The organism is Lachnospiraceae bacterium KGMB03038 (genome assembly GCA_007361935.1).
Lineage (GTDB): Bacteria > Bacillota > Clostridia > Lachnospirales > Lachnospiraceae > Massilistercora.
The window spans coordinates 3,221,032-3,235,640 of sequence record CP041667.1 but is presented as its reverse complement, the minus strand read 5'-3'; the positions used below and the strand labels follow the sequence as shown (position 1 = coordinate 3,235,640).

At 50.4% G+C, this 14,609-nt stretch carries 12 protein-coding genes; 4 read left to right on the top strand and 8 right to left on the bottom strand.

Translation table 11 applies throughout. The annotated features are described in order from the left end of the window. Nucleotides 1-232: 232 nt before the first annotated feature. A complete protein-coding gene (locus FND36_15905) occupies nt 233-826 on the bottom strand; it encodes a TetR/AcrR family transcriptional regulator (GenBank protein ID QDW75402.1) in 594 nt (197 codons plus the stop codon). A 185-nt stretch (nt 827-1,011) separates the two neighbouring features. Here FND36_15905 and FND36_15900 point away from each other — a divergent pair, with 185 nt between their 5' ends. Both FND36_15900 and FND36_15895 read left to right on the top strand, forming a co-directional pair. After that, nucleotides 1,012-3,408, top strand: coding sequence for a YhgE/Pip domain-containing protein (locus FND36_15900; GenBank protein ID QDW75401.1), 2,397 nt, complete (start codon nt 1,012-1,014; stop codon nt 3,406-3,408). A gap of 22 nt (nt 3,409-3,430) precedes the next feature. Continuing rightward, complete coding sequence (locus FND36_15895; GenBank protein ID QDW75400.1) at nt 3,431-4,066, top strand: hypothetical protein; 636 nt, start codon at nt 3,431-3,433, stop codon at nt 4,064-4,066. Nucleotides 4,067-4,148: 82 nt separating this feature from the next. Here the strand turns inward: FND36_15895 and FND36_15890 are convergent, their stop codons facing one another. The 5 genes from FND36_15890 to FND36_15870 form a co-directional block, all read right to left on the bottom strand. Beyond that, a complete protein-coding gene (locus tag FND36_15890) occupies nt 4,149-5,501 on the bottom strand; it encodes a glycine reductase (protein ID QDW75399.1) in 1,353 nt (450 codons plus the stop codon). After that, nucleotides 5,479-6,810, bottom strand: coding sequence for a glycine/betaine/sarcosine/D-proline family reductase selenoprotein B (locus FND36_15885; protein QDW75398.1), 1,332 nt, complete (start codon nt 6,808-6,810; stop codon nt 5,479-5,481). The genes FND36_15890 and FND36_15885 overlap by 23 nt, the downstream gene beginning before the upstream one ends. Nucleotides 6,811-6,825: 15 nt before the next feature. Further along, on the bottom strand, nt 6,826-8,181 hold the full coding sequence (locus FND36_15880) for an amino acid permease (GenBank protein ID QDW75397.1): 1,356 nt from the start codon (nt 8,179-8,181) through the stop codon (nt 6,826-6,828). A gap of 82 nt (nt 8,182-8,263) precedes the next feature. Beyond that, entirely contained in the window at nt 8,264-8,854 is a 591-nt protein-coding gene (locus FND36_15875) for a helix-turn-helix domain-containing protein (protein QDW75396.1), read from the bottom strand. A 127-nt stretch (nt 8,855-8,981) separates the two neighbouring features. Next, entirely contained in the window at nt 8,982-10,463 is a 1,482-nt protein-coding gene (locus FND36_15870) for an aldehyde dehydrogenase (protein ID QDW75395.1), read from the bottom strand. A 353-nt stretch (nt 10,464-10,816) separates the two neighbouring features. Here FND36_15870 and FND36_15865 point away from each other — a divergent pair, with 353 nt between their 5' ends. After that, a complete protein-coding gene (locus FND36_15865) occupies nt 10,817-11,980 on the top strand; it encodes an iron-containing alcohol dehydrogenase (protein QDW75394.1) in 1,164 nt (387 codons plus the stop codon). A 98-nt stretch (nt 11,981-12,078) separates the two neighbouring features. Continuing rightward, the gene (locus tag FND36_15860) at nt 12,079-12,540 is read left to right on the top strand and encodes a glycine/sarcosine/betaine reductase complex selenoprotein A (protein ID QDW75393.1); all 462 of its coding nucleotides are present in this window, start codon (nt 12,079-12,081) and stop codon (nt 12,538-12,540) included. Between the two features lie 76 nt (nt 12,541-12,616). Here the strand turns inward: FND36_15860 and FND36_15855 are convergent, their stop codons facing one another. Together FND36_15855 and FND36_15850 are read right to left on the bottom strand one after the other, a co-directional pair. After that, nucleotides 12,617-13,639, bottom strand: a complete 1,023-nt coding sequence (locus tag FND36_15855) for a zinc-binding dehydrogenase (protein QDW75392.1) — start codon at nt 13,637-13,639, stop codon at nt 12,617-12,619. Nucleotides 13,640-13,719: 80 nt separating this feature from the next. Further along, nucleotides 13,720-14,595, bottom strand: a complete 876-nt coding sequence (locus tag FND36_15850) for a riboflavin biosynthesis protein RibF (protein QDW75391.1) — start codon at nt 14,593-14,595, stop codon at nt 13,720-13,722. Nucleotides 14,596-14,609 lie beyond the last annotated feature (14 nt).

The following is a 14,609-nucleotide window of genomic DNA, read 5'->3' as shown; positions in this document are numbered from 1 at the left end:
TTTCGTCGCGGATTTTTTGGAAGAAGGGTGTCGGGAAATGCAAACGGCTTGGAGGAACCTATATAGAAAAATTTGCCGCGAGTTTTTCACTGTGAATGTCTCTTAATCAGGGTGTCCAGGGTTCGAACCCCTGATCGCGCAGTCAAATCACTGATTTTAAGGACTTAGGAGCCTTGGGGTCGGTGATTTTTTTTGCGTGAAACGCGGAGGGCGGAATCTTTTTTCATAAATATCAGGAATGTCTTACGGATAAGTCCGGATAGAAACCTCTCAGTGTATTCATGATGAGCTTAAATGTAAGATCGGCCATATGCTGGGGACTTACAGAAGATCCTTCTGACAGCCAGGCCTTGACCAGACCGATACAGCCGGAGAGACAGAAGGCGTAGTAGTATGTCAGATCATCCATCTTCTCCGGAAATGTTTCCTTCAGGGCGTTCAGGCTGTGTTCGGAGAGGATATCCTCAATCCGGTGCAGAAAAGATATATCACCGTTTGGGCCCAGGAGAGCGGCGCAGATATCCCGGTTTTCCGCGAGGATGGAAAAAATATCTTCGATGAACGGAAAGCTGTCTTCGTTGAACGGACTTACTGGATGGGTATGGATCAGATCTTCGATGTCTCTGGTCAGTTCGTTTTCAATCTTTTCCATCATGTCATAGATATCCGCATAGTGCAGATAAAAAGTGGAGCGGTTGATGTCCACTTTTTCTACGAGTTCTTTGACCGTGATCTCTTTTAAACTCTTTTCTTTCAGAAGTTCGGCCAATCCCTGACGGAGCTGGGCTCTTGTCTTGCGAACCCGCCGGTCCATATTTTTTGGCATGAAACATTTCCTCCTTTAAAAATAATAGACACCGCATTGTTTGCTTATCCATTAACAGACAGAGTACTGTTGCATTAATGGTTGTATCTTTTTTATGATTTTACTATAATTCATGATGTTGAAAAAATCAACACAATATCTATTAATAGAGTTAATGTTGCAAAAAAGAAAGGGGACAGGAGACAATGCTGAAGCAGGAATGGCGCAGGCTGTTTAAAAATAAGATTTTGCTGATCGTTACAGTCGCGGTCATCGCGATCCCGACAATCTATACCACACTTTTCCTTGGATCCATGTGGGACCCATACGGGAATATCGATAAACTTCCGGTAGCGGTCATCAACCATGACGTGCCGGTCACCTATGAAGATCAGAAACTGGATATCGGCGGAACGTTGATGGAGGAACTGAAACACAACGATTCTCTGGACTTTCAGTTTCCGTCAGAGACGGAGGCGCAGAGGGGCCTTGAGGATGGCACATACTATATGGTCATCACCATACCGGAGGAATTTTCGGCCCATGCCTCATCGCTGACAGATGCGCATCCGGAGAAGATGACGCTGGCTTATGAAACGAATCCAGGAACGAACTACATCGCGTCCAAGATGAGCGAGACGGCGATGAAGGAACTGGAGAGCTCAGTACGGGAAGAGGTTACAAAAACGTATACAGAAGTTCTGTTCGGCAAACTTGCGGAAGTGGGTGACGGAATGCGGGAAGCGGCGGATGGGTCGGGTGAACTGAAAACCGGAACGGATCAGCTGGCCGATGGAAATCAGACGATTACCGACAATCTGCAGGCTCTTTCGGACAGTTCCTTAGTATTTGTGGACGGAAGCCGGGAACTGGAAGTGGGGATTGGCCAGTATACGGACGGAGCCAGTGCGGCCGCGGTAGGGGCCAAAGAGCTGCAAAGAGGTGTAAATGCACTGGACAGTGGGGTAAATGGCGCGCAGAAAGGCGGTTCTGATCTGGCAGATGGCGCGGTGGATGTGGATGATAACATGACTGCGCTCAATGCCGGCCTGTCTGAACTGAACGCGGCGGCATCGGCCCTTCCCGATGCGGCGGATGCGCTGAATGACGGCGCGGCTTCATTAAGTGACGGCGCGCGGCAGCTCTCAGACGGGATTGCATCTCTGTCTGAAGGAGCGGCCGGCCTGAAGGACGGCGCAGATGCGCTTAATTCCGGCCTGCAGTCTGCTGCTTCCAATTCCCAGTCGCTGCGCGAAGGGGCGGCCGAGATCAGTCAGGCGCTGTCGACACTCGCCGGAGAGGAAGGCGTGCCGGAGGAAGTGAGGGCACAGATCGCGGCAGTTCAGCAGCAGGCGGACACATTTTCCGCAAGCGTTTCCGCATACACATACGGTGTCGATGAAGGGGCGGCCGGGAGCGCACAGATTGCGGCGGAGATTCCAGATCTTCAAAACGGTATTTCCGCAGTACAGAGTGGCGCAGATTCCCTTAAGAACGGGATCGGCCAGCTTCAGACCGGCACTTCCGCATTGGCGGAACAGGCGCCGGCGCTGGCGGGAGGGATTTCCACTGCCGCATCAGGGGCAGATCAGCTTCAGAAGCAGGGGACATCAGCGCTCCGGAAAGGAGCCGCGGATCTGGACAGCGGCCTGGGAGAGCTGGCACAGGGAAGCGCGGAGCTGAAAGATGGAACGGATACGCTTGTCTCCGGAACCGGACAGCTCACCTCGAACAGCAAAGCGTTGACGGAGGGCGCGGAAAAACTAACAAACGGAGCCGGTCAGATCAGCGGCGGCGCGGGACAACTCTCTGACGGCAGCGGCGAACTAAGTGATGGGATCAGGCGGGTTTCGGAAGGCGCGGAGACGCTGTCAAAAGAACTGGGAAGCGGCGCGAAGCAGATCCGGGAGACGAATACATCGGATCAGACGGCGGATATGTTTGCGGCGCCGATAGATGCGGAAGAGACACAGATTACGGAGGTGGCCGACAACGGTCATGCCATGGCGCCGTATATGATGTCCGTAGGCTTGTGGGTCGGCTGTATCGCGTTCAGTCTGATGTATCCGCTGACCAGTTATGCCGGACAAATGAAATCCGGTTTCCGCTGGTGGATCAGTAAGGCGTCCGTGCTCTATCTGACAGCAGCGCTCCAGGCGGCAGTCATGATCGGTGCGCTGCATATATTCGATGGTTTTACACCTGTGGAAATGGGAAAGACAGTCCTGACAGCATGCGCGGCGTCCCTTGCATTCATGTCGGTGATGTACTTCTTCACCAGCCTGCTGGGGCGCGCTGGAAGCTTCCTGATGCTGATCTTCATGGTGATCCAGCTGGCAGGTTCCGTGGGCACATACCCCTATGAACTGTCCGGATCATTTGTGCCGTATCTTCACGACTGGGTACCGTTTACCTATACGGTGAAAGCGTTCCGCAGCACCATAAGCGGCGGGGAGAGTATCCGGGGCTGTCTCGTTTTCCTGCTGCTCCTGTTCCTCGTATTTACAGGACTTACAATCTTGGAGTTCGCTGTGCGTGCGCGGAAAATGCGGGAAGGGAAGAACACCTGGATGGTATGGCTGGAAGAGCACGGACTGGCATAATTACTTATTAACGTGCTGTGTATTGAAATGCGGGACAAAGATCCAGCTTATTCAAAAGTATGAATCGGCTTCCTCGGACACGATCCATGAATTGGCCCAAACTTACTATGGAGATTTCCTCCAATACTACAAAGAGCAGGAGATGAATGGATTTACCACACCCAATTTAGAATTCATAAACCCTGTTTTTTCAGATCCGGATCATTTTCCAGGAGGATATGCAAATTCAGGGACAGCTTTATACTATACAGTGGCGGATCTGGCGGATGACGGAGTGCCGGAACTTTTTATCAGTGATGGGAATCAATTATATGGAGCCTTTGGACTGATAGAGGGAGAAGGACAAGTGGTTCCGCTGCTTGATCTTCGTATGGGTGAATATACAGAATATCAGCTCTGCGAGGATAATATGATCCGCGGCTACGAAAGGTCGGGAAATGTAGTACGTGTTATCGCGTATTACAGAGTAGAGCCCCATTCGTACTCAGCCTCTTGCAGCGAAGCTGTATACACGGATATGTCACAATTTTATTTCGCGGCCTTAGAAAACGATGAATGGAAGTATAAATCAGCCGCCACAGAGCAGGATTTTAGGGAAATGGAAACAAAGTATCCTGTAAATGAAGAGATAGAATGGCTGAAATTGTCTGATTTTTAAGCTGCCAAAAGAAAAACAAGCCGCGCCGCGCGAAAAATATCGCACGGCGCGGCCTGCTTTTTGAAAGAAAGGAATAAGTATTTTAATACTGTTCCGCGAAAAGCGTACTTGCTCCGGACTGGTTTCCTCCCAGATAGAAATGGGTCGTCTGTTCGAAAGTCCAGGATTTATCCGCCGGCGGGAATACACCGCCCGCTTCTTTGTTCAGACGCATAACATCGCCGCCTACGACTCTGTCTACGTCGGGAATGGTATAAGGTTTCTCGATGGATCCTCCGCTGATGATGGCATCTGCTTCCGGCACATCGTCTACCAGAAGGATACCTTCTGTTCCGTCAACACCGCCAAATTCGAAGGTGATGGTAGAAGCTTTGATGCCGTGTTTCTCTGCCTGCTGGATGGTCAGCATACCATCGACAGCCGCGTTTCCGCCGCCTTCCCAGGCCATGATCAGACCGTCGCATTCCAGATACTGCGCGATCTTCACAGCAATCTGCGCGCAGCGGGTCTTGTGCCAGTTGGATGGATTGTGGCTCCGTCCAAAGATGACGCCCCGGAAGTTGATGGTTTTTCCGTGCTCTTTATATAGCTCCATCATGATCGGATGGTTGACATAAAGATAGGTTGGTACCTTAAATGCCGGCCATACGTAGTTTCCGCTTACTACACAGCCATCCATCAGTTCGTTTGGATGGAACAGGGTCGGAACCATATTGTCGATCGGATGGCCATAGATGTAGGTATTGGAGTAAGGTCCCTGATTCTGGGAGTTCCATACCAGCACAACATTTGGCAGATCCGGATTTACTTCATCGATAGAGAAGACTTCGCTTTCGTCCGGAGTCTGATCCTTGGTAACTTCGCCAAGGAAGGAAGCGATCTTGATTCCGATGCTGCGGATCTCGTTGTCATATTCGATAGAGGACTTGCCTTCTTCCAGTTCATACAGGATGACCATGTTGATGGTCTGTGCAAATGGAGTGATGCCGGCGATCGGGCCGGTCATGTCCATGATGGCGTCACGGGGATAGAGAAGTCCGGAACTTGCGCTGGACTCATCCCACGGAAGGGCCGCGCTCTCCATAACGGTAAATCCGCGGAGCAGATTGGTAGTTCCCTCACCCACCATCAGCGGATCACTGAAGTATCCGGAATACTGGACTCCTTCGCCCTCCACTTTGTACATGGCCTGTAACGTATCCAAAAGATGGATGATCCGGGTGTTCTCGCCGGGTTTTACCAGTTCAAAATCAACAGATTTTACAGCTTTTAAGAGAGGAGCCACCTCTGCCTGCAGTTCTTCTTTTGAGATCGCCAGTACGCCGTTCTTCCATTCGGTATGGTCCGCAAAGCAGGCGTCTTTCACGTCAAAATACTGGCGGGTCAGTTTTTTATCCATTTTCTTCATTGATCTATTCCCCTTCCTTCTCTTCATCTACTGTAAATAAAGTAGGACCAGGTACATCCTGTGTCAGTACCTCCAGACATTTGTCCATGATCTTTCTGCGGTATGCTTTCTCACGGTCAAGTGGAAGAGCGGGATTACCAGCGGGTGCTGTGAAGTCGCCGCCGAAGACGATACGGTTCGCGCCAACACTAAGAGCGATTGACGTAAATGCGGTCACATGAGTATTCGGGATGCCCGCTCTGTCAAGCTCTTTTGCTATCGTTGCACAGCAACGAGTGCAGGTGCCTCAGGTAGAGGTGAGGATCGCGGCCTGAACGCCGGATTCCTTCAGATCCTTAGCGATATTCGCACCCATTTCTTTGCTGGTCTCTACGTTGGTCCCAACACCGCAAGTGGTGTAGAAGTATGGGAATACAGATTTGATCTTGCCTTCTGCTTCCAGATCCCGCATGGCGTCCAGAGGAACCAGACGATGCGGGTCGTTGCTGGCATCTGTAGTATCGTAGCCGCCGTGGATGGACTCGTATACGCCTTTCTTCAGCGCATCCAGGCCGGTCATATCGTACTTTCCATAGCTTACGGCAAATGCTTGTTTGATCTTGTCCGGGTTGCCCACAGGAACCAGACCTCCAGTGGTGATAAGAGCGACGGTCACCTTGGACATGTCGTCGATCTTAGCTGCCGGCGGAACCTGCTCGAATCCACGAAGCGGTACCTCTGTGTGGAACGGGCGGTTATATAATTTGTCCAGAAGGATATCTGTTACCCTTCTTGCGCCTGTCTTATCGCTGTATTCATTGTAGCGATGTCCGGTAGGAAGATAACCTTCCGTTCTGGCAGGTCCGATTTCTTCTTTCTTAGCCAGTTTCAGCGCGAGAGCGGCTACTTTTGGAAGGGATTTCCTCATTCCGCTGGCGGTCTCAGTTGTGGAGATAATGTAGTTGTCTTTTACATACATGCCCACAGCCGGATTCTCCCACCACATTCCGGTAACGCTTGGGATGCCAAGTTCTTTCTTGACATAGTCGCACATTTTCGCGCAGGCGACGCCGTAACGTCCCGCGTTGAAGGCTGGGCCCGCTACGAAGACATCCGGTTTTGCGGCCAGGATTTCTTCTTTGATCCTTGGGAGGATCTCCTGGAATTTGTCATCGGTGTTGATAAAGTTATCGCCGCACATCAGGACTTTGACAACCTCCATCTCACCTTTCCACATAGGCTCGATCCCTGCGGCGGGACCTTTTTTCTCATCATAGACTTCCAGTCCGATATCGGCTTTTTCTTCGCCGCCGATACCAGCATAGAACTGGTTGATATAATATACTGCTCTTAACATAGTTTTCTTTCCTTCCTATTTTTTAGATACTGCGCTTTTGATCGCAAAAATGACAAGTCCGATCACATACCATATGATGGCTACTAAGTAAGAGGTCTGTCCGCCGTCTCCAAAGTACAGGAGAACTAAGGTGATCAGGATCACCACCAGAGTGATGACTGGGAACAGACTGCCTCCCGGAACTTTAAATTCGCCTTTTTCCGTAATCTCTCCTGTTTTTTGTTTCCTGCGCAGCGTCATCAGAGTAACAGAGATGATGGCTACTGTGATAGCGGAACAGATGGAACCGGCATTGATAATGATGTTGATAAAATCAGGCTCCAGTGACAAGATGACACAGATCACGGCGACAACAGACAGGGCCGCGATAGGTGTGTGCTTCTCTGGATGTACTTCTCCAAGCTTCTTCGGCAGGAATCCTGATTGAGCGGTAGCCATAACGGTACGGCCCGCATCCAGCATCATCATACTCATATTGGTGGTCAGCGCCAGCAGAGCCGCCAGAGGAACGATGGATACGACCCATCCCCATTTGCCGGTCATAACGCTTCCAAGAGCGAATGCCAGCGGGAAATACTGAGCGTTGGCCGCTACAAGAGAATCAACGGATGCCATCCGGAAGGTGGCGAACAGGATCATGCAGTAGACAACGATGGTCATGACAACCGCGGTTACGATGATCTTCGGAATATTCTTCTTTGGATCCTCAATCTCGCCGCCAAAGGAAGCAACGGCGATGATGGAACCATACCCCAGCATGGCAATCGGGATTCCGGCGATCACTCCCATGCCTCCCATATTGCCGGATACGAAGGGCTGCATATTTGCGCCGTCACCATTGGCAAGGCCAAGGATGATATAAACGATCAGGACAAACAGCAGCGCGTAAGTGATCTTATTGTGGATTTTTCCAAAGGCGTTGGCGCTTCTGGCGTTTAAGAACCAGGTCAGCGCGATCCATACGATCGGCACCAGGATGGAGAGGGCTTTATTTGTCTGGACTACCGGGAAGAAGCTTCCAAGGTAGGTGCTGACACAGATGGCGGAGAAAGTAGTGCCGAAGACACTGACATTCAGCCAGGACCAAGCGGACATCCACCCGGCAAAATCTTTTCCCTTTTCCGTTTTTCCCAGCACCACGTGCGGATACACGTAGATTCCGCCGGATTTAGGGAAGGTAGTGGCAAGCTCCGCGATATTCAGCGCGTACAGCAGCAAGATCGCGCCGGCCAGGAACCAGGTCAGGATCGCGGCCGCGCCGGCCATGCTGTAGGTAACGCCGGAAAGGCTGAAGATCGAGCTTCCTACCATGCCGCCAACGGCCATCATGATACATGCTTTTTTCGATAAACCTTTTGATTCGTTGCTCATAAAAACCTCCTGTCTACCCGCGGGCCAGGAGGTTTTGCAGTAATGATCTTAAGAAGACGCGGGGCAAGACCAGGCTCCCTTTTTAAGGAATCTGCTCCGTGATCTTGTCCGCATATGGAGGCGCGCCTATCAGCAGAAGTTTTGCGCCTTTTTCTTCCGTATAGATCACATGTTCTTTGTTGGAGGGGAAGATTATAGAATCCCCCTCCTTCAGAACGTATTTTTCTTCTTCTACTACCACGACCGCTTCACCGTCCGTGACCGTGATAAATTCCTCCCCCTGCGGGTGTTTATGTATGCGTCTCTGTCCTTTCTTTGGAGTGTTCGCGGGAAGTTCGATGAATGTGATCTGCATATTTTGGGCTTCTTCCGATGAGATTGCCTGGAAGACGATACCGTCTTCTGTTACCAGATGATTCCGGTCCTTCTTGCGGATCAATACATTTTCCCTGGTGTCCTGCTCCAGAAAATGGATCAGATTCACGTTAAAGTATGCCGCCAGCTTCTGAAGATTGTTGATGGAGATGGAGTGTTTATTGTTCTCCAGTTCCGACAGGTAGGAGTAGCCCATCCCTGTCTCCTGGGCCAGCTTTTCTAAAGTGATGCCCCGAATCTTCCTCAGCTTTCGGATTCTCATTCCAATATTTAGATTATCTGTGTTTTGATTTTCCATTCCTTCTTTTCCAGGATGCTGCAATCCTTTTCCTTTCTGTCGTCTTTGGAGACGATATTTTATTTCATTATAACAATTTAAGGAAAATCAAGCAAACCCTGATGTCCTAAGAGGAGCGGTGGATCAATTAATATGGTACGTTTCCATCCTTGGTATTCAGGAAGATGGTCTTGGAGATCATGTATTTCTTGATCCCGGCAACGCCGATTCCTGACTGCTTCCATCCGGTTCCCGGAGATTCTACCATTGCTGTGGAGAAGTAGGAGTTTACATAGATCTGTCCGCCTTTTACAGCCTGAGCGACCCGCAGTCCTTTCTTCATATCTTTGGTAAATACTCCGCCTGCCAGACCAAACTTCGTACCATTGGCGATTTCGATCGCCTCTTCCTCCGTATCGAAAGGAGTTACGCACAGTACTGGCCCAAAGATTTCTTCCTGGAAGATCTTCATATCCGGTGTTACGTCAGCAAATACAGTGATCGGAACAAAATTTCCTTTGGCCAGTTCCGGATCGGTGTAATGCTCTCCGCCGCAGATCAGCCGAGCGCCCTGTTCCTTTCCGGATTCGATATACTGCCATACTTCATCGCAATGCTCTTTGTGGATCAATGGAGCCAGTGTGACATTAGGATCGAAGCCATCGCCCGGAACAGCGCTTTCGCATTCTTTCTTTAACTTTTCCAGGAATTCTTCGTAAATGCCTCTCTGAAGGATCAGTCTTGTACCGGATACGCACACCTCGCCGGAGTTCAGAGTAAACGCGAATTTTGCCCACTTCACAACGTCGTCGACGTCAACATCATCGAAAACGATATTCGGGCTCTTGCCGCCAAGTTCCAGAGCCACGTCTTTGACGGTCTCGCTGGAAGAAGCAATGATCGCTTTCCCTGTCTCGGTTCCGCCGGTCATGGCAACCATGTCAACATCCTCGCTCTTTACCAGCGCGTCTCCAACGATGCGGCCGGAACCGGTCACCACGTTGACAACTCCATCCGGGAATCCGGCTTCCGTAAGCAGTTCCGCGAACATCAGCATGGTCAATGAGCCCCAGGAAGAGGGTTTTACAACACAGGTATTGCCTGCGGCAAGGATGGCGCCGATCTTCTGGCAGCCCATCATGAATGGTCCGTTCCATGGAAGGATCTCGCCCACAACTCCGTGAGGATACCACTGTACCAGGTTAACGGTGTCATTGTCGATCGGTACGATCTCGCCTTTCATGCAGCGGGTCAGTCCCGCGAAGTATTTGAGCGCATCTACGGATTTGTCTCCGTCATAGTAGTACGCGCTTCCGTAAAGTTTGCCGCATTCCAATGTCTCTACCGCCGCAAACTCTTCTAACCGCTCCTGGAGGAGTTCCGCCGCCTTGTAGAGCAGATCGGAACGCTCTCTACAGGACATTTTTCCCCACGGGCCATGGTCGAAAGCCTCCCTGGCCGCCGCGATAGCCATGTTTGTCTCTTTCTCACCAGCTTTGTAGATGGTTGCGAAAGGTTCGTTGTTGACTGGATTGATCGCCTGGAAAGTGTCTGGTTTTTCCGGTGTTACCCGTTTGCCGTTGATGAAAAGCTGATAAGTCTCTTTCCGGACATGTTCCATTGGGTTCATAAATATACCTCCTTTAAAAATATTCTATATATAGAATGTTTCTATCTTTGATTAAACTGTAATCCAAGGTTACAAATTTGTCAATGATGTTACAAATGTATTTTAAAATTTGGCGTTTGCTACATATTTTGGATGATATATGTCATTAAAAAGAAAGAAAAGTGTACAGAATATACAAAAAGTAGGACCGGGGGAGGGGTAAAATAAGATTCTAAAAATAGAATGGATAAAAATATTCTATATTTAAAATAATTAATGATATTGACTTCATCTATAGCGGGTGCTATATATAAGGGTAGAAATAGTTGCGTGTATCTTGGAATCCAAATTGTATACGAAAGAAGAGGTGTGATATGGAAGGATTTAAGCAGCTCTACATGCCGAAGATCATCTGCGGCCGGGGCTCCTGCTCTTTTCTGCCGACGCTGGGAAGGAAGAGGATCGGTGTCCTTGGATATGATGAATCGGTCCTTTCGCGGATCAGGGAAGTGTTTCAGGGGCAGGAGGCACAGATCCGGTATCTGGCAACGATCGACCATGAACCGGAGATCCGGGATATTTTTGACAATCTGGAAAAAGTATGCCAGTTTCAGCCGGATCTGATCCTGGCGGTTGGAGGAGGAAGCGTTCTGGATGTGGCGAAGGGGATTCATCTTTTCTATGAGAATCCGGAGCTTACGTTTGAAGACAGCCTGCGGCCGTATAGTCTGCCGCCTCTTGGATCTAAGGCATTGCTGGCGGCGGTGCCGACAACCAGCGGGACAGGGTCGGAAACATCTTCCGCCGCTGTTTTTGTCGAGCCAAAGACGCGGGTAAAAAAATTGATGCTCTCCAATACGCTGATCCCTCATTACGCGGTTATCGACGCGGACCTTACCGATGGGCTGCCTCGCTCTGTTCAGATCGCGGGCGGACTGGACGCTCTCTGTCACGCGGTGGAGGCATCGATCGCAAAGAATTCGAATGTGTTTACGAAAGCTCTCGCGCTAGAGGCGGCGCTGGATATTCTGGAGAACCTTCCGGCGGCCGTTGATCCGAACATGGAAGAGGAAACGAGGAAAAAGGCCAGGGAGAAACTGCATGTGGCGGCGACGATGGCCGGGATCGCGATCACGAACTCTTGTACCGGAATTGTCCATTCCTATGACCATCCGGGACCCGCGTTTGGACTGGCCCATGGGATTACTTGCGGAATCATGCTGTCCCACGCGATGCGGATCACAGGACCGCTGCCGGAATATGCGGTGCTTGCCCGCAGACTGGGGTATGTTGGAGATGAAGAATCTCTTTTTAAGCAGTTGTTCGTCCACATCCAAAAAATGAACGCGGCCCTTGGGATTCCGAATAGCTTTGAAGCGGCCGGCGTAGACGAGGAAGAATATTTTGAACGAGTACCTGAGTGGGCCAGGATCTCGCTCTCCGCTTTTGCCACTCAGATGTCACCCATTGATATGGATGAGAAGAAGGGCGAGCGTTTCTACCAGTATTGCTATTACCGGGAGTTCTCGCCTTTATAAAAGGATGGTTGAGAGACACATCTGAAAAGGTGGTTTCTAGATCATAAGGGGATAGATTTCCCCTATATAAAATCAGGAGAAAGGAGAAAAGCATAATTATGGCTATTTTAGAAGGAAAAAAAGCAATAATTATCGGAGACCGTGATGGAATCCCGGGCCCGGCTATCGCAGAGTGCGTAAAGACCGCCGGCGCGGAAGTTGTATTTTCATCCACGGAATGTTTCGTCTGAACGAGCGCAGGCGCAATGGATCTGGAGAACCAGAAGAGAGTAAAAGAATTCGCTGAAGAGTACGGCGCGGAGAACTTAGTTGTAGTTCTTGGCGCGGCAGAGGGCGAAGCCGCGGGTCTTGCGGCAGAGACCGTAACTCTTGGCGATCCTACTTTCGCAGGTCCATTGACTGGGGTCCAGCTTGGACTCACGGTATATCATGTATGCGAACCTGAGATCAAGGAAGAGTTTGACGAAGCTGTTTATGATGAGCAGGTTGGAATGATGGAAATGGTTCTGGACGTTGACGACATCGTATCAGAGATGCAGGCGATCAGAGACCAGATTTAGTACCAAGACGAAAGGAGCGGTTCAGTTGTGAACCGCTCCTTTTATAAGAGGAACAAAGTGAGTGAAATTGGCGATTTTAATCGAAGACGACAACGCCTTTCAGATAGCTTTCGTCATCCTCTTCCATCATCTCATAGGCCTTCCCAAGTTCTTCCGGACGGAAGCGGTGGGTAATGAAGCCGTCTTTTGGCACATAACCCTTTTCGTAAGCCTCTACCGCTTCCCGCATGAGCCCCTCGGTATCGGGAATAAAGCCGGGATGAACGAAATGGAGTTCGGGACACCGGCACATCAGCTCAAAGCCAAGAGCGGTGGGCCACATTTCGTGCTTGTCATAGACAGAGGAGGCGGCAATGATACCCCGGTCTGTCTCGGTGGGCATCTTCATAAGGGATACGGCCACGCTTAAGCCGTCTAATCCCTTGGACAGTTCGATAGCCCGGTCAAAGCCTGCGCCTCCGGTTACCTTCAGCGCTTCCGCGATAGCATCCGGTTTACTGGGATCGAAGACCCATTTGGCGCCAAGTAAGAGCGCTTTTTCCCGGCGGGCGGGAAGAGGATCGAAGACGGCGATGTTCTCCACGCCGTGAGCATGGAGCAGGCTTAAGCATACCTGGCCCATATAGCCGCAGCCCACAAGGGCAATGAATCCCCCTTCCGGCGGAGTAATGTCCCGGACGATGTTGCAGCAGCACATGACAGGCTCTGCCAGACAGTCATATTCGGACACGCTTTCAGGCAGTTTGATCAGTGGGGCGAACTCACTGGAGATGATGTGAGAGGCGAATGCGCCGCCTCCCGCTCCTGATACCCGGTCTCCCGGAGCGAAGCGGGTCACCTGGGAACCTACTTTTTCTACAACGCCGGTAGGTTCATGACCAAAGCTGGCCGGATAGGGGACATAATCTGTGATGCAGGAAAATCCGAGAGGTCCTTTCATCAGCATGGCGCCTTCCCCCAGATAAGTGGGCATTTCACTGCGGCAGATTCCCGCGATCGTAATTTTGAGAAGAATATCATGAGGCCCCAATTCTGGAATGGGTTCCTCGAAAATCTCCAGAGTTCTGGCATTTGTCATTTTGATCACTTTTCTGGTCATTTTTGAGTCTCCTTTCTCATTAGGGCCGGGGGATTTTTAAAAATCCCCCGGCCCCGTTAAACGTGTATGGGAAGTGATAGTTAATTGTTCTCGTTAACCGCGTTTTCTAAGACTTCGCGTACTTTCTGGATATCTTTCTGTACTTGTTTCTGTACTTCTTCCAGATTGGCGAATTTCTGAACGCCGCGGACAAACTGATGTACTTCCAGCACCAGCGTTTTGCCGTAGATGTCTCTGGAGAAATCCAGGATGAACGCTTCGATGGTCACATAGTCGAAGCTGTCTACGGACGGCCGTTTTCCGATGTTGGTCATACTCTTATAGAGCTCGTCGTCTACGTGTACAACAGTAGCGTACACGCCGTCCAGCGGTTTGATCTTGTCTTCTACGCTGGAAAGATTGGCGGTCGGCATGCCTACCGTTCTCCCAAGAGCCTTTCCGTGCTCGACTTCCCCGATCATGATATAAGGATGTCCGCATAATTCGATAAATTCATCAAATTTGCATGCGTCAAAGACTTCTTTGACCATTTCGTCTGTAATGGGATGCCCGTCTTTTTCCTGTGTCTCGCACAGTACAACGTCAATCCCGGCAGCCGCCGCGGCTGTCTGGATTTCTCCCAGATGCGCATGGCCTTCGCCGATGACCAGCGCTTTTGCGCCTAATTTATCGGCCAGGATCTTCTGAACAAATTCGGTTTCTGTGCAGTCGCCTCCGCCTTCATACGGGAAGGTGAGGACAGTCTCGATGCCGGCTTTCTGGAAGAGATAGATCTTTTCTTCCTCGGTCTGTAATACACGGCCTGGTTTCGGACAGCTGATGATGACGGGAGTAAGTCCCTTTTCCTGTGCTGTTTCCTTTACTTTTTCCGCGACTGCCATGTGGCCTTTATGCATGCTGTCAAAGCAGCCGTAAGCCACGCAGGTATTTTCCATATTTTCAATCTGCCAATTCATTTGTATTCACCTCT